17 protein-coding genes are annotated in these 13,487 nt (G+C 67.7%); 4 read left to right on the top strand and 13 right to left on the bottom strand.

What is annotated here, in order from left to right; genetic code table 11:
- Positions 1-171: 171 nt before the first annotated feature.
- Complete coding sequence (locus DFO63_RS13495; protein ID WP_014036275.1) at positions 172-504, bottom strand: non-heme iron oxygenase ferredoxin subunit; 333 nt, start codon at positions 502-504, stop codon at positions 172-174.
- A complete protein-coding gene (locus DFO63_RS13490) occupies positions 501-1,040 on the bottom strand; it encodes a GNAT family N-acetyltransferase (protein WP_075675136.1) in 540 nt (179 codons plus the stop codon). The genes DFO63_RS13495 and DFO63_RS13490 overlap by 4 nt, the downstream gene beginning before the upstream one ends.
- A 107-nt stretch (positions 1,041-1,147) precedes the next feature.
- Here DFO63_RS13490 and DFO63_RS13485 point away from each other — a divergent pair, with 107 nt between their 5' ends.
- Positions 1,148-1,600 carry a hypothetical protein gene (locus DFO63_RS13485; protein ID WP_049447236.1) on the top strand — a complete coding sequence of 151 codons (453 nt, stop codon included), beginning with the start codon at positions 1,148-1,150 and terminating at the stop codon, positions 1,598-1,600.
- A 54-nt stretch (positions 1,601-1,654) separates the two neighbouring features.
- Here the strand turns inward: DFO63_RS13485 and DFO63_RS13480 are convergent, their stop codons facing one another.
- From DFO63_RS13480 to DFO63_RS13460, 5 genes are all read right to left on the bottom strand, one after another.
- The gene (locus DFO63_RS13480; RefSeq protein ID WP_049447235.1) at positions 1,655-2,911 is read right to left on the bottom strand and encodes a cysteine desulfurase; all 1,257 of its coding nucleotides are present in this window, start codon (positions 2,909-2,911) and stop codon (positions 1,655-1,657) included.
- Complete coding sequence (gene sufD, locus DFO63_RS13475) at positions 2,908-4,170, bottom strand: Fe-S cluster assembly protein SufD (RefSeq protein ID WP_119007184.1); 1,263 nt, start codon at positions 4,168-4,170, stop codon at positions 2,908-2,910. The genes DFO63_RS13480 and sufD overlap by 4 nt, the downstream gene beginning before the upstream one ends.
- Positions 4,170-4,934, bottom strand: a complete 765-nt coding sequence (gene sufC / locus DFO63_RS13470) for a Fe-S cluster assembly ATPase SufC (protein WP_032957818.1) — start codon at positions 4,932-4,934, stop codon at positions 4,170-4,172. The genes sufD and sufC overlap by 1 nt, the downstream gene beginning before the upstream one ends.
- A gap of 74 nt (positions 4,935-5,008) precedes the next feature.
- Positions 5,009-6,484, bottom strand: a complete 1,476-nt coding sequence (gene sufB, locus DFO63_RS13465) for a Fe-S cluster assembly protein SufB (protein ID WP_049447231.1) — start codon at positions 6,482-6,484, stop codon at positions 5,009-5,011.
- Positions 6,485-6,501: 17 nt separating this feature from the next.
- Positions 6,502-6,957 (bottom strand): SUF system Fe-S cluster assembly regulator, encoded by a 456-nt coding sequence (locus DFO63_RS13460; RefSeq protein WP_005408436.1) that lies wholly within the window; start codon positions 6,955-6,957, stop codon positions 6,502-6,504.
- Positions 6,958-7,166: 209 nt separating this feature from the next.
- Between DFO63_RS13460 and DFO63_RS13455 the strand changes: the two genes are divergently transcribed.
- The gene (locus DFO63_RS13455) at positions 7,167-7,634 is read left to right on the top strand and encodes an SET domain-containing protein-lysine N-methyltransferase (RefSeq protein WP_049447248.1); all 468 of its coding nucleotides are present in this window, start codon (positions 7,167-7,169) and stop codon (positions 7,632-7,634) included.
- Between the two features lie 130 nt (positions 7,635-7,764).
- Positions 7,765-8,307 (top strand): type 1 glutamine amidotransferase domain-containing protein, encoded by a 543-nt coding sequence (locus tag DFO63_RS13450; RefSeq protein WP_014036281.1) that lies wholly within the window; start codon positions 7,765-7,767, stop codon positions 8,305-8,307.
- A 38-nt stretch (positions 8,308-8,345) separates the two neighbouring features.
- On the opposite strand, the gene DFO63_RS13445 is transcribed toward DFO63_RS13450, so the two are convergent.
- The 4 genes from DFO63_RS13445 to DFO63_RS13430 all read right to left on the bottom strand — a co-directional run bounded on the left by DFO63_RS13445 (position 8,346) and on the right by DFO63_RS13430 (position 10,582).
- Complete coding sequence (locus tag DFO63_RS13445; RefSeq protein WP_014036282.1) at positions 8,346-8,942, bottom strand: DUF1439 domain-containing protein; 597 nt, start codon at positions 8,940-8,942, stop codon at positions 8,346-8,348.
- Between the two features lie 82 nt (positions 8,943-9,024).
- On the bottom strand, positions 9,025-9,564 hold the full coding sequence (locus DFO63_RS13440) for a hypothetical protein (protein WP_049447226.1): 540 nt from the start codon (positions 9,562-9,564) through the stop codon (positions 9,025-9,027).
- A gap of 56 nt (positions 9,565-9,620) precedes the next feature.
- On the bottom strand, positions 9,621-9,929 hold the full coding sequence (locus tag DFO63_RS13435) for a DUF3861 family protein (RefSeq protein ID WP_049447224.1): 309 nt from the start codon (positions 9,927-9,929) through the stop codon (positions 9,621-9,623).
- Positions 9,930-10,183: 254 nt separating this feature from the next.
- Positions 10,184-10,582, bottom strand: coding sequence for an HU family DNA-binding protein (locus tag DFO63_RS13430; RefSeq protein ID WP_010483539.1), 399 nt, complete (start codon positions 10,580-10,582; stop codon positions 10,184-10,186).
- A 371-nt stretch (positions 10,583-10,953) separates the two neighbouring features.
- On the opposite strand from DFO63_RS13430, the gene DFO63_RS13425 reads away from it, so the two are divergent.
- Positions 10,954-11,385 (top strand): OsmC family protein, encoded by a 432-nt coding sequence (locus DFO63_RS13425; RefSeq protein WP_014646276.1) that lies wholly within the window; start codon positions 10,954-10,956, stop codon positions 11,383-11,385.
- Between the two features lie 182 nt (positions 11,386-11,567).
- Here DFO63_RS13425 and DFO63_RS13420 read toward each other — a convergent pair whose 3' ends face one another.
- Both DFO63_RS13420 and DFO63_RS13415 read right to left on the bottom strand, forming a co-directional pair.
- Positions 11,568-12,446 carry a PhzF family phenazine biosynthesis protein gene (locus DFO63_RS13420; protein WP_119007183.1) on the bottom strand — a complete coding sequence of 293 codons (879 nt, stop codon included), beginning with the start codon at positions 12,444-12,446 and terminating at the stop codon, positions 11,568-11,570.
- Positions 12,447-12,577: 131 nt separating this feature from the next.
- Positions 12,578-13,450 carry a PhzF family phenazine biosynthesis protein gene (locus tag DFO63_RS13415; protein WP_049447220.1) on the bottom strand — a complete coding sequence of 291 codons (873 nt, stop codon included), beginning with the start codon at positions 13,448-13,450 and terminating at the stop codon, positions 12,578-12,580.
- Positions 13,451-13,487 lie beyond the last annotated feature (37 nt).

Genomic DNA, 13,487 nt, shown 5'->3' with positions numbered 1-13,487 from the left:
TAGGATAACATCAACGATAATGATTCGCATATGCGCAATCAGGCGGGCCAACTGGAGGGCCCGGAAGGGCCCTGGGGCGCCGCTCAGGACGCTCTGGTAGATCCACCCCATGGGTCGAGATGCGCCTCGGCAGGGACGCCCTGGGGCGATTCCTGCAAGCCGTGCGCGACCTCAATCGCGGTCGTCGCGGGTCCAGACGGCGTCGTGCTCGCGCTTCACCGGGAACTTGGGCACCGGGGTATAGGCCGGTGCGCACAGGGCGCGGCCATCGCGTACGTCGAAGCGCGCGCCGTGCAGCACGCACTCCACGCTGCCTTCGGCGGTGTTGAACTCACCCGAGGACAGCTCGAACTCCTCATGTGTGCACTGGTCTTCCAGCGCGTACAGCTCGCCGTCGAGGTTGAACACCACGATCGGCGTGCCGGTCACTTCGTCGAACACGCTCTTCATTTCACCGGGCAGCAGTTCGGCGCCGGCACAGACAAAGGTCCAGGCCTCGCTCACGCGGCGGCTCCGGCCAATGGCTTTTCCAGGACCTCGAAGCGCAGGTCGTCGCGCTTGGGAATGCCGAAGCGCTCGTCGCCATACGGGAACGGCTTCTTGATGCCGGTGCGCTGGTAGCCACGACGCTCGTAGAAGGCGATCAGTTCGTCGCGCACGTCGATCACCGTCATCTGCATCACCGGCACCTTCCATTCGTGCGCGGCGTGCGCTTCGGCGGCGTCCATCATCTGCTTGCCGACGCCGCCGCCCTGCTGGGCCGGGTCGACCGAGAACATGCCGAAGTAGCCCTTGCCCTCGACATCGGCGACGTGGGCGCAGGCCACCAGCTGGCCCTCGCGCTCGGCCAGCAGGATGGTGGAGCGCGGGCGGTCGAGGTCGGCCTGGATGCCTTCGGCGTCGATGCGGGCGCCATCCAGCAGGTCGGCTTCGGTGGTCCAGCCGACGCGGCTGGCGTCGCCACGGTAGGCCGAGGTGACGAGGGCGATCAGGGCGGGGATGTCGGCCGGCGTGGCGGCGCGGAAGGTAAGGGTGGTCATGGCCCCATTCTAGGTGGGGCGGGGGCGGGCGCAAATGGGGGAGGGCCCTCGGCGGTCCTAGCAACCGCTATGCTCGCGCTTGATCAAATGCCAGGCGGAGTGCAGGGGTGGGCATATCGAAGGGAATCGCGCTGGCAGCAACTGCCCTGCTTGTGGCTCTTCTGGCTTGCCTGCCGGCGCGCGAGGAGGGTGGCGGCATCGCGCCCAACGGCCTGGGGTGCCCGGGTTTCAGTGCGTCCCGTGCGTTGCCGGTCACGCTGGAGGCGCTGCGGGCCGATCCGAGGCGCTATCACGGGAGGCTCGTGCGCGTACGTGGGGCCTACGTTGAGAGCTTTGAAATGTCCGCGCTGCACCCGGGGCCGCCGGTGCAGGATCCATGGGCGGCCGAGGGCGTGTGGGTGAATGGAGTTCCCATCATGGCGCTGCCGTCGGAGCAGGCGGTTGAACTCACCGGAATCGTAGAGGCGGGCCGGCCCGCTTTCCCTTATGGCAAGGGGCACCTTGGGCAATGGCCTGCGGCGCTCTGCGTGTCTTCGATCCAGCCCTTGCCGACGCCATGAAAAACGCCGCGGTTTCCCGCGGCGTTTCCGTTGCTTCCGGCTGCGCTGGGAGTCTTACCCCAGCAGCTTGCGTACCTTGGCCAGCGCGGTCATGAAGCGCTCGATCTCGGCGTGCGTGTTGTAGAACGCCAGCGAGGCACGGCAGGTGGCGGCGACGCCGAAGTACTGCAGCAGCGGGTGCGCGCAGTGCTGGCCCGAGCGCACGGCCACGCCTTCCAGGTCGAGCAGGGTCGCCAGGTCATGGGCATGCGCGCCATCGATCAGGAACGAGACCACGGCGGCCTTCTCCGGCGCTTCGCCGATGATGCGCAGGCCGTCGACGCGGCGCAGCTCTTCGGTGAAGTGCGCCAGCAGTTCGGCTTCGCGCGCTTCCACGTTCTCCTGGCCAAGCTGCTGCAGGTAGTCGGCAGCCACGCCCAGGCCGATGAAACCGGCGATGTTCGGGGTGCCGGCTTCGAACTTGTGCGGGGCATCGTTGAACACGGTGCCGTCGAAGCTGACTTCCTTGATCATCTCGCCGCCACCAAGGAACGGCGGCATCGCGTCCAGGTGCTCGCGACGGGCCCACAGTGCGCCGGTACCGGTTGGCCCGCACATCTTGTGGCCGGTGATGGCGTAGAAATCGCAGCCGATCGCGGCCACGTCGACCTTGCGGTGCGGTACCGCCTGCGAGCCATCGACCACGGTGATGATGCCGCGCTTGCGCGCTTCGCGGCAGATCTCGCGCACCGGATTGACCGTGCCCAGCACGTTGGAGACATGGGTGACCGCCAGCAGCTTGACCTCCGGGGTCATCGCCGCGCGCAGCGCATCCAGGTCCAGCGCACCATCGGGGGTGATCTCGGCCACGCGGATGGTGGCGCCGGTACGCTGCGCGACCAGCTGCCACGGCACGATGTTGGCGTGGTGCTCCATGCGCGTGATCAGGATCACGTCACCGGCCTTCAGTCGCGGCAGCGCCCATGAGTACGCCACCAGGTTGATGGCGAAGGTGGTACCGCTGCACAGCACCAGGTCGCCGGGGCGCACGTTGAGGAAGTGCGCCAGCTTGTTGCGCGCACCTTCGTAGGCATCGGTGGCTTCGCTGCCCAGTGCATGCACCGCGCGGCTGACGTTGGCGTTGTAGCGACGATAGAACTCGTCCACCGCGCCGATCACCTGCACCGGCTTCTGGCCGGTGTTGGCGTTGTCGAAATAGACCAGCGGCTTGCCGTGCACTTCACGCATCAGCAGCGGGAAGTCGAGGCGGACGCGATCCCAGTCGGGGGCGCCGGTGCGTTCTTCGATCGGGCGCGGCGTGGACAGGTTCATGCCACACCCGCCTCGGCCAGGGCCTTGTCCAGGCGGCGAGCCAGTTGCGCACGCAGCGCATCGGGCAGGATCTTCAGCGGTTCATGGCAGAACGCAGCGCTCAGCAGTGCCTGCGCCTGGGCCTGCGGCAGGCCGCGCGAGCGCAGGTAGAACAGCGCATTGGCATCGAGCTGGCCGACGGTCGCACCGTGCGCGGCCTTCACTTCATCGGCGTCGATCACCAGCGTCGGCTGGGTGTCGATCTCGGCATCGGCCGACAGCAGCAGGTTCTTGTTGGACAGGTTCGCGTCGGTGCCGTCGGCGCCTTCGCGGATCTGGATGCCACCATGGAACACCACGCGGCTGCGGTTGGCCGCAACGCCGCGCCACAGCAGTTCGCAACTCGTATCGCGTGCGATGTGGTCGATGCCCAGGCGGGTTTCGACGTGGCGGCGGCCATTGCCGAGCAGCACGCCGTTGGCGGTCAGCTGGGCGTTGTCGCCTTCCAGGCGCACGTTCAGTTCATGGCGGCTGAGCGCGGCGCCCAGTTCCAGGTCGACGCGGTGGTACTGCGCGTCGCGGGCCAGCACCGCGTCGGTGCGCAGGAAGCTGGTCTGGCGCGCGCTGCCGGCCTGCACGCGGGCGTGCTTGAGCATGGCATCACGGGCGACGTGGGCATGCAGCACGGTGTTGTCCAGGTGGGCGGAGTCACCCACGCTGAAGCGGTGCTCGACCACGCCGAGGCTGGCGCCGGCACGCAGTTCGATCAGGTGGCGGTGGTGCCAGGCCAGGTCGGTCTCGCCGGCGACGCTGGCGAACACCAGCTGCAGCGGTGCTTCGACCTGCACGCCTTCGTCCACGCGCAGCACCACGCCTTCGTCGGCCAGTGCGGCGTTGAGGCGGGCGAAGACCTCTTCACTGCGCTCGTAGCGGCGGCCGAGGAAACGCACGGCGTCTTCACCGGCGGCCAGTGCGGCCGACAACGGCTGCAGCTGCACGCCGGCCGGCAGCGCCTGCACGTCGCTCAGCGCGGCATCCAGGCGGCCGTTGACGAACACCAGGCGCGGGGCCGGGATGTCTTCCAGCAGCGCGGCGTCCAGCGCCGGGCCCTGCAACGGTGCCGCGGCGAACGAACGGCGTTCCAGCTGGCGCAGCGAGGTGTACTTCCAGACTTCGTTGCGGGCGGCCGGCAGGCCGTCGCGCAGGGCCGCATCCAGCACTTCGCGGCGCGCATCGCTGCCGCAGAAGGCCTGGGCCATCGAATCAAGCAGGGCGCTCATCAGACCGCCGCCTCGGGCACGACCCGGTCCTTCAGGAAATCGTAGCCGTGTGCTTCCAGCTCCAGCGCCAGTTCCGGGCCGCCGCTCTTGACGATGCGGCCATCGGCCAGCACGTGCACCACGTCCGGCTTGATGTAGTCCAGCAGGCGCTGGTAGTGGGTGATGACCAGGAACGAGCGGTCGGCGCCGCGCAGTGCGTTGACGCCGTCGGCCACGCTCTTCAGTGCGTCGATGTCCAGGCCCGAGTCGGTCTCGTCCAGGATCGCCAGCTTCGGTTCCAGCACGGCCAGCTGGAAGATCTCGTTGCGCTTCTTCTCGCCACCGGAGAAGCCTTCGTTGACGCCACGGTGCAGCAGTTCGTCCTTCAGGTGCAGCACGGCCAGCTTCTGGCGCACCAGCTTGAGGAACTGCATGGAATCGAGTTCCTCCTCACCGCGTGCCTTGCGCTGGGCGTTCAGCGCGGCGCGCAGGAAGTAGGTGTTGTTCACGCCCGGGATCTCCACCGGGTACTGGAACGCCAGGAACAGGCCGGCGGCGGCACGCGCTTCCGGGTCCTGCTCCAGCAGGTCGACGCCGTCGAACTGCACGCTGCCTTCGGTCACTTCGTAGCCGTCGCGGCCGGCCAGGACATTGCCCAGGGTGGACTTGCCGGCGCCGTTCGGGCCCATGATGGCGTGCACCTGGCCGGGCTTCACATCCAGCGACAGGCCCTTGAGGATTTCCTTGTCGCCGATGCGGGCGTGGAGGTTTTCGATCTTCAGCATGGTGGGGGTTTCCGTGGGGCGGGCCGGGGCCCGCCGGTAAAGAGAATGCGTTTGCGAGGGGCAGGGGCGGGCGGTCAGCCCACCGAACCTTCCAGCGAGACTTCCAGCAGCTTCTTGGCTTCCACCGCGAACTCCATCGGCAGTTCGCGGAACACCTGCTTGCAGAAGCCGTCGACGATCAGCGACACCGCGTCTTCCTGGCTGATGCCACGGGCGCGGCAGTAGAACAGCTGGTCATCGGAGATCTTGGAGGTGGTTGCCTCGTGCTCGACGGTGGCGCCCGGGTTCTTCACCTCGATGTAGGGGAAGGTGTGCGCGCCGCACTGCTTGCCGATCAGCAGCGAATCGCACTGGGTGTAGTTGCGCGCGCCGTCGGCGTTGCGGTCGACCTTGACCAGGCCGCGGTAGGTGTTCTGGCCGCGGCCGGCGCTGATGCCCTTGCTGACGATCTTGCTCTTGGTGCGCTTGCCGACGTGGATCATCTTGGTGCCGGTGTCGGCCTGCTGGCGGTGATGGGTCAGCGCGACGGAGTGGAATTCACCCACCGAGTCGTCGCCCAGCAGCACGCAGGAGGGGTACTTCCAGGTGATCGCCGAGCCGGTCTCGACCTGGGTCCAGGTGACCTTGCTGCGCGCGCCACGGCATTCGGCACGCTTGGTGACGAAGTTGTAGATGCCGCCGACGCCGTTCTCGTCGCCCGGATACCAGTTCTGCACCGTGGAGTACTTGATCTCCGCATCTTCCAGCGCGACCAGCTCGACCACCGCGGCGTGCAGCTGGTTCTCATCGCGCATCGGCGCGGTGCAGCCTTCCAGGTAGGAGACGTAGGCCTTGTCCTCGCACACGATCAGGGTGCGCTCGAACTGGCCGGTGTGGCCGGCGTTGATGCGGAAATAGGTGCTCAGTTCCATCGGGCAGCGCACGCCCTTGGGAATGAACACGAAGCTGCCATCGGAGAACACCGCCGAGTTGAGCGCGGCGAAGTAGTTGTCGCCGACCGGCACCACGGTGCCCAGGTACTGGCGGACCAGCTCCGGGTGTTCCTTGATGGCCTCGGACATCGAGCAGAAGATCACGCCCTTCTCGGCCAGTTCCTTGCGGAAGGTGGTGCCCACGGACACCGAGTCGAACACCGCATCCACCGCCACGCCGGCCAGCTTGGCGCGCTCGTGCAGCGGCACGCCCAGCTTGTCGTAGGTGTCGAGCAGTTCCTTCGGCACGTCATCCAGCGAGGCGTACTTCGGGCCCTTCGGCGCGGAGTAGTAGCTGAGCGCCTGCAGGTCGATCGGGGCGATCTCCAGCTTGGCCCAGTCGGGCATCGGCATGGTCAGGAAGTGGCGGTAGGCATCCAGGCGCCACTGCGTCATCCACTCCGGCTCTTCCTTCTTGGCCGACAGGGCACGGATGGTGTCCTCGTCCAGGCCCGGCGGCAGGGAGTCCGATTCGATCTCGGTGATGAAGCCGGCCGAATACTTGCGGCCGAGCTGCTCGTGGATCTCGCGGTTGGGGGTGTCGTCGTGGGCGACGTTTTCGATGGTTTCGGTGGCCATGGGGGGCTGCCTACGGATCAGGAGACGACGTCGACAGCGATGGTGCGGCGCTGTTCGTCATCGGCAAGGGGGAGAGGGGGCAGGATCTGGGCGAGGGTGACATCGCGCAGGGCCTCGGAGACCACGTCGTTGATCAGCCGCCAGCTGCTGCGCGCGCCGCACTTGGGCGCCATGCCGCACTGATGGTGGTCGTGGCTGCATTCGGTCAGGGCCAGTGGCCCTTCCATCGCTTCGACCACTTCGAACAGCGAGATCTCGATGGCCGGGCGGGTCAGCCGGTAGCCGCCACGGACGCCGCGCAGGCCTTCGACCAGGCCGGCCTGGGCCAGCGGCTTGAGCACCTTGCTGACGGTGGGCGGCTCCAGACCGGTGAATTCGGCCAGCTCTGTCGCGCTCAGCACTTCGCCCGGACGGGCGGCGAGCACGGTCAGCACGACGGTGGCGTAATCGGTGAGTTTGGTGACGCGCAACATGGGGATGCGAGTGGTTCTTAAAGCGGACTGAAATTGTACGCTTTTATTCGCCGCCATCCAACCCGGGCATTCAGCCGGCGCTGGGGCCGGGCCGGGACGACACACCGGGGCCGTTGCCAGGGCGCAATGCTGCGCCAACGGGATGATTTTCGCAATCACCCGGAATGGGCGAGAATCCCCGTTCCATCCGCTGCAAACAGCCCGTGCCGATGCCGAAGAAGATCCAAGCCCGCAAGTCCGCCATCCATGGCAACGGCGTGTTCGCCGTGGCCCCGATCGAGCAGGGCGAGCGCGTGATCCAGTACAAGGGCCTGCTGCGCAGCCACGGCGATGTCGATGCCGATGACAGCGGCGACGTCGAAAGCGGCCATACCTTCCTGTTCACCCTCAACGATGACTGGGTGATCGATGCCAACTACAAGGGCAACGACGCGCGCTGGATCAACCACAGCTGCGACCCGAACTGCGAGGCGGTGATCGAGGAAGACGAGGACGGCGACAGCCGGGGCGACAAGGTGTTCATCGAGGCACTGCGCGATATCAAGGCCGGCGAGGAGCTGACCTACAACTACGGCATCACCCTGGCCGAGCGCCACACGGCCAAGCTGAAGAAGATCTGGGAGTGCCGTTGCGGCTCGCCCAAGTGCACCGGCACGATGCTGCAGCCCAAGCGCTGACCCGCAGCGGGTAGTGCCGGCCGCTGGCCGGCACTACGTGGAGGCTCTCCACCTGCCGTGCACGACAGGGTCACCGCCGCGCAAGGGGGGGGCTTCCATTCTGTGGGCTCCCCCAAACCGGAGTGCATCCATGGCAGAGCGATTGAAGGGCAAGCAGATTGCCATCCTTGCCACCCACGGCTTCGAACAGTCCGAGCTGACCGAGCCCAAGCGTTTGCTGGAAGCGGAGGGGGCGCGCGTCAGCGTGGTCTCGCCCGCAAAGGAAGCGACGATCAAGGGTTGGAAGGAGAAGAACTGGGGCGACGCCGTCGCGGTGGATATTCCGTTGGATGAGGCGGATCCTGCACGCTTCGATGCCGTGGTTCTACCCGGAGGGGTCATCAATCCGGACACGCTGCGCACCGATGATGCCGTACTGGCCTTCATCCGTTCAGTGGATGAAGCCGGCAAGCCTGTGGCGGCGATCTGTCATGGCCCGTGGCTGCTGATCAACAGCGGCCTGGCTGAGGGACGCGAGGTCACGTCCTGGCCGTCCCTGCAGCAGGATCTGTCCAACGCAGGTGGCAAATGGCGCGACACCGAGGTCGTGGTCGATGGCAACCTGATTACCAGCCGCAAGCCGGACGACATCCCAGCCTTCAGTGAGGCGGTGGTCAAAGCACTGGCCGCGTGATGTTCTGCCGATAGTGCCGGCCAGCGGCCGGCACTACCTTATTTGCCCAGCACGCCTGCCGGCACCAGGTTGCCCAGGTTCTGGTTGAAGGTGACCACCAGCTTGCCGTTCTTCACCTGTGCCGACTGCACCTGCAGGGCGCCGAGCACCCCGGCCACGGCCGGGTCCAGCTTGTAGATCGGTTCGCGCTGGGCGTAGTCGCTCAGCCATGCGTTGAGCAGGCCACGGGTGCGTGAGTCGAGGCGGCCGCCCTGGTTGGCCGGGGTGAAGTCATCCACGCTCGGCTGCTGCAGGTGGAAGCCCTGGGTCTGCGCGTCGTAGCGGAGGCCGCTGCTGAGCTTCACCGTGCCCAGTCTGGCCGGGTTGCCGCCGGCGGTGGCCAGCGCGACGTCCATGCCCAGGTTCAAGCGTTCGCCGGCCGGAAGGCTCAGCTGCGGATGGCTCATGGTCAGGGCGATCAGGCCGCCAAGGGCGTCCTGGGTGCGCGGGAAGCTGCCATCGAGGTACTGCTGCACGTCGCTGGCCCCCACCGACAGTTCGCGGCCGGAGATGGAGGGAGCCGCCTGTGCACCGATCGCAGCGGCGATCAGCACGGTGGAGGCCGCGAGGCGGGTCATCAGGGAACGCAGGCGCATGGCGGTGACCGGTGGGAAGCAAATGGATGGATCAAAGAGTAGCCGCGCAGGCTGAATCGCGCGTGCATGCCGCTGCAACGGTTCAGTCCAGCGTTGGACGCAGTTGTGCCGACTGGATCTGCCAGGCGCTGCCATTGCTGCTGGGCTGCACGCGGTACCAGCCGCCGAAGCGGAACGTGCCGTTGGCGGTTACTGCGCGGATCTGCACCGGCACCTCAAGCAGCTGCGGTGGCTGCCGCTCGTCGCGGGCGATCGGGGTATCGCTGTGCAGGCGCAGGGTGCGCAGGTCCTGCAGCTGCCGCAGCGCGGCGTCGTCGGCATGCCGTGGGTCGCCGGGCGGGATCGCCCAGGCGGCGTCGCTGGCGGCGCGGTCGTGGTTGAGCAGTGCCGCCACGTAGCGGTTGAGCATCGTCGAGGGTGGCTCGGCATCGTCTGCGACGGCGGACAGCAGCGGCACGTCGCTCGCCTGCAGTGCTGCGGGATCGGGGCCGGTGCCGGTGTCCGCTGCTGCGGTGGCGGCGACGGGAGCGGACGCTGCCGCGATACCCTCAGTCGTCTGTGCCGCCGGACGCGAACAGCCCAGCAGCACCAGTGGTGCGATCAGGAACAGGATCCTGCGCATGCCTGCCTCCTCCCCGAGGCAATCTGGAGGGCGGCAGTGTAGCGGTTGCGCCGGTGTCAGCGGGAGGAGGGCAGCTGCTCCAGCGCGTCCAGTGCAGGCAGCACCTGGACGGCGATGGCGGCCAGTGCGTGGCCGTCGGTCTCGGCGTGGCGCTGCACGATGTCGCGCAGCAGCTGGGCGGCGATCACCAGGGTCGCCCGCTCGTCGCCACTGATGCCGGCGGTACGCGGGGCCGCCTCCAGCAGGCGCATCAGGTCGCGGCTGGCGCGGTGTTCCAGTTCGATGGTGCAGCGCCCGGTGCACTGCAGCCCGTCCTTTTCAATCGGGGTCACCGAGATCCGGTAGCGGGTGGAGGGGCTGGCCATGAGGGTGTGCTCGCCGTAGCTGTGGAGGATGTGCCCACCATAGGCAAGGCCACGGCCTGCGGCGACGGCCGGCGCTGCACGCAGTGTTCCACCCGGTACGTTCCGCGCCCTTTGCGGAGCGCCGGCAGCCAATGGCGGCGGGCCTGTACGGGGATATCCGGAGCTGCGGCAACGCTGTGTTGCGGGGGTGTGGTCCGTACAAAAAAACGGGACGGCCAGAGCCGTCCCGTCGGAATCCGCGTTGGGGCGCGCGCTTACAGCGCGGCGTCCTTCAGCTTCTTCAGCGGACGCACCTTCAGCTTGGTGGTGGCCGGCTTGGCAGCGAACCACTGCTCTTCCTTGGTGAACGGGTTGATGCCCTTGCGCTTCGGCTTGGCCGGCACATTGACGGTGGTGATCTTCAGCAGGCCCGGCAGGGTGAACGAGCCAGCGCCCTTCTTGTGCACCGAGGAGGCGACGGCGCTTTCCAGCGAGGCCAGCACAGCGCGGACGTCCTTGGCGATGACGCCGGAGGCTTCAGCGATGTGTGCAACCAGGCCGGACTTGGTCAGCACTTCCTTGATCGGCTTCGGAGCGGCCGGCTTGGCGGCTGCCTTCGTCGCGACTTTCTTCACTGCCTTCTTCGGGGCAGCCTTCTTAGCGGTCTTTGCCATGGTTTCCTGTTCCGTGAACGGTTGGTTGTTTGGTCGGCGCCGAACCCCGTCGGCAAGCGCAATGTAGGGCAACTCTCGGGCGCCGCCAATAGCCCGAAGCGCGGAAAGTGCATGTTTTTTCATATCCAGGCCGATTCAGTACATGGCCGGTAGTGGGGAAAGGGGGTGTGGCAGCGCACGCGATGGCCGGCGCCGGCCCATCGGTGGAATGCGCGAAACCACTGAAAACAAGGGGAAAATGCGTGCCGGCCTGGCGAAGAAGTGACCAGTTGTCCGGTTTCCGGCGGACGCGCGGCATGCGGCGGAGCGACGCAGGGCTAACGCGTCCCGTGCGAGGGTGACCCTTCATCACCGCCACGCAGGAGCAGCACATGGGAATCTCGCGACACGCCACCGCGCACTGGGAAGGCGATCTGAAGTCGGGCAAGGGACAGTTGAGCACGCCGCAGAGCGGGCTGCTGGACAAGACCCGCTACGGATTCAACAGCCGCTTCGGCGACGAGAAAGGCACCAATCCGGAGGAGCTGATCGCTGCCGCGCACGCCGGCTGTTTCACCATGGCGCTGTCGGCCAAGCTTGGTGAGGCCGGCTTCACCCCGACCTCGCTGGATACCGAGGCCAAGGTCGATCTGTCCCTGGAGGGCGGCCCGCAGCTGTCGCAGATCCGGCTGAAGGTGAAGGCCGTGGTGCCGGGCATCGACGCCGCACAGTTCCGTGCCATTGCCGATGACGCCAAGCAGAACTGCCCGGTCTCCAAGGCGCTGAGCGCGGTGCCGATCAGCCTGGAAGCCGAACTGGGCTGAGAAATCGCGGGCCGGGATGGTCACGGTAGTGCCGGCCGCTGGCCGGCAACCGCATGATGCCAGTGTCCAGGTGGCAGCCAGCCAGCGTTATCGCGGCCTTCCTGACCGCCCCCCCTCGGCCGCCGCGCGCGACGTTGGCAGCGGCTCCTGCCGCTGCCTTCGGCTCTACCCTCCAGCAGCAATCACCAATCGATGGTGCCGCTGATCACCGTCTGCACCTGGCCGCCCGACCAGACCTCGCCGTCTTCATCGACCCGCAGGGTCAGGCGCGCGTCGTGGCCGACTTCGCGGCCCTGGCTGACTTCGAACGGTGCACGGCCTCGGGGCAGGGCGTCGCGCAGGTCCAGCCATGCGGCCAGCACCGCATTGGCAGCACCGGAGGCGGCGTCCTCGAAGCGGCGGCCATTGCCGACAAAGGCGCGCACCGCCAGATCGAAGCCCTCGCTGCCATCGCTGAAGGCGTAGGCAAACACGCCCATGCTGTCGGTGGATTCGGCCAGAGCCGCGACCGCGTCCCAGTCCGGGCGCAGGGCGCGCAGTGCCGCTTCATCGGCCACCTGCACCACCCACCAGCTGCGCCCGCCCTGCATGCGTGACGGCGGCAGCGAGCCCAGCGGCCAGCCCTTCAGTACGGCCTGCAGGCGAGGATCGGTGGCCTCGACGGTCTCGGCCAGCTGCGCGCGCGGGGTGCGGATGGCGATACGCCGCTGCGCGCCCTCACCGCTGACGCGCAGCGGCAGCGCACCTGCAATGCCATCCTGCACCAGCACGCCATCGACCGGCGCGGCCAGGCCCGCCTGCAGCACCGCATGTGCGGTACCGACGCTGGGATGGCCGGCGAACGGAACTTCCTTCTGCGGACTGAACATGCGCAGCCGGTAGCTGGCGCCTGCGACCTGCGGCGGGAACACGAAGGTGGTCTCGGGCAGGCGCGTCCAGCGCGCAATGGCCTGCATGCTGGCATCGTCCAGGCCTTCGGCATCAAGCACCACGGCCAGCGGATTGCCAGCGCCGGCGCGCGGGGAGAACACATCCAGCTGCAGGAAACGGCGGGTGGACATCAGGCAGGACTCCAGTAAACAGGCGGCATAGCGTAGCGCGGGGCAAAAAAAAGGGGACGGAGGGAACTAGGTCGCTTGTGCCCCATGTGCCATAAGCGACTTAATTCCCTCCGTCCCCTTTGTTTCGTGCGCTACCAGCGGATGTGGCCGTCGATGACCGGCTGCACCTGGCCGCCGATCCAGACCGTGCCCTGCGCGTCGACCTGCACCTGCACGCGGCCATCGCGGCCGACTTCGCGGCCCTGGCTGGCCACGTAGTGGCCCTCGCGGCCGGGCAGGGCGTTGCGCTGCCGCAGCCAGGCACCGATCAGGGCATTGGCGCTGCCGGTGACCGGATCTTCCGGCACGCTGGCCGCATCGGCGGGGCAGAAGGCGCGCACCACACGCGTGTGGTCGCTGCCGGCCTCGTCGGCGAATACGGCCACGCCGGTGGCATCGGTGGCAAGGCTCCAGTCGGCCAGCGCGGCCATGTCCGGCGCCAGGTTGCGCACGGCGGCGGCGTCGCGCATCGGCAGCAGCCACCAGCGTGCGCCGTTGTCCCAGAGTTCGGGCACGTGCCCGTTGGCGGCGAGGGCCAGCAGCGCTTCGGGCGCTCCGTCCGCGGCTGTGTCCAGTTGCCGCGCCGCTGGGCTGGCCAGCTGGATCTCCAGCGCCTCGGCTGGGCCGCTCACCCGCACCGGCAGCAACCCCGCCGCGCACTGCTGCAGCAGGGCGCCGTCGCGAGGCTGGGCCAGGCCGCAGCTCACCGCCGCCCAGGCCGCGCCGACACTGGGGTGGCCGGCGAAGGCCAGCTCGCGGGTCGGGGTGAAAATGCGGATGTGGTAATCGGCGCCGGGCGCGCTGGAGCGCAGGAAGAACACCGTCTCGGACAGGTTCAGCCAGGCGGCCAGGGCCTGCATCTGCTCGCCGGAGAGGTCGTCGGCATCCAGGAGGGCGCCCAGCGGATTGCCGGTGCCGGGGCGGGGGGCGAAGACATCGAGCTGCAGGTAACGAAGGACGGCCATCTACGGGGATATTGCGCTTAGAATCAAAGGTTCCGCC

This window comes from Stenotrophomonas sp. AG209, from assembly GCF_003550055.1.
Classification (GTDB): Bacteria; Pseudomonadota; Gammaproteobacteria; order Xanthomonadales; family Xanthomonadaceae; genus Stenotrophomonas.
Note: the sequence above shows the minus strand (reverse complement) of the source record. Positions and strands in the feature narration are given on the sequence as shown.

Coding starts and splice junctions, on each gene's coding strand:
- DFO63_RS13490 (WP_075675136.1), bottom strand. CDS start 1,040: ATGACCACCCTTACCTTCCGCGCCGCCACGCCGGCCGACATCCCCGCC.
- DFO63_RS13480 (WP_049447235.1), bottom strand. CDS start 2,911: ATGAACCTGTCCACGCCGCGCCCGATCGAAGAACGCACCGGCGCCCCC.
- sufD (WP_119007184.1), bottom strand. CDS start 4,170: ATGAGCGCCCTGCTTGATTCGATGGCCCAGGCCTTCTGCGGCAGCGAT.
- sufC (WP_032957818.1), bottom strand. CDS start 4,934: ATGCTGAAGATCGAAAACCTCCACGCCCGCATCGGCGACAAGGAAATC.
- sufB (WP_049447231.1), bottom strand. CDS start 6,484: ATGGCCACCGAAACCATCGAAAACGTCGCCCACGACGACACCCCCAAC.
- DFO63_RS13460 (WP_005408436.1), bottom strand. CDS start 6,957: ATGTTGCGCGTCACCAAACTCACCGATTACGCCACCGTCGTGCTGACC.
- DFO63_RS13455 (WP_049447248.1), top strand. CDS start 7,167: ATGCCGAAGAAGATCCAAGCCCGCAAGTCCGCCATCCATGGCAACGGC.
- DFO63_RS13450 (WP_014036281.1), top strand. CDS start 7,765: ATGGCAGAGCGATTGAAGGGCAAGCAGATTGCCATCCTTGCCACCCAC.
- DFO63_RS13445 (WP_014036282.1), bottom strand. CDS start 8,942: ATGCGCCTGCGTTCCCTGATGACCCGCCTCGCGGCCTCCACCGTGCTG.
- DFO63_RS13440 (WP_049447226.1), bottom strand. CDS start 9,564: ATGCGCAGGATCCTGTTCCTGATCGCACCACTGGTGCTGCTGGGCTGT.
- DFO63_RS13435 (WP_049447224.1), bottom strand. CDS start 9,929: ATGGCCAGCCCCTCCACCCGCTACCGGATCTCGGTGACCCCGATTGAA.
- DFO63_RS13430 (WP_010483539.1), bottom strand. CDS start 10,582: ATGGCAAAGACCGCTAAGAAGGCTGCCCCGAAGAAGGCAGTGAAGAAA.
- DFO63_RS13425 (WP_014646276.1), top strand. CDS start 10,954: ATGGGAATCTCGCGACACGCCACCGCGCACTGGGAAGGCGATCTGAAG.
- DFO63_RS13420 (WP_119007183.1), bottom strand. CDS start 12,446: ATGTCCACCCGCCGTTTCCTGCAGCTGGATGTGTTCTCCCCGCGCGCC.
- DFO63_RS13415 (WP_049447220.1), bottom strand. CDS start 13,450: ATGGCCGTCCTTCGTTACCTGCAGCTCGATGTCTTCGCCCCCCGCCCC.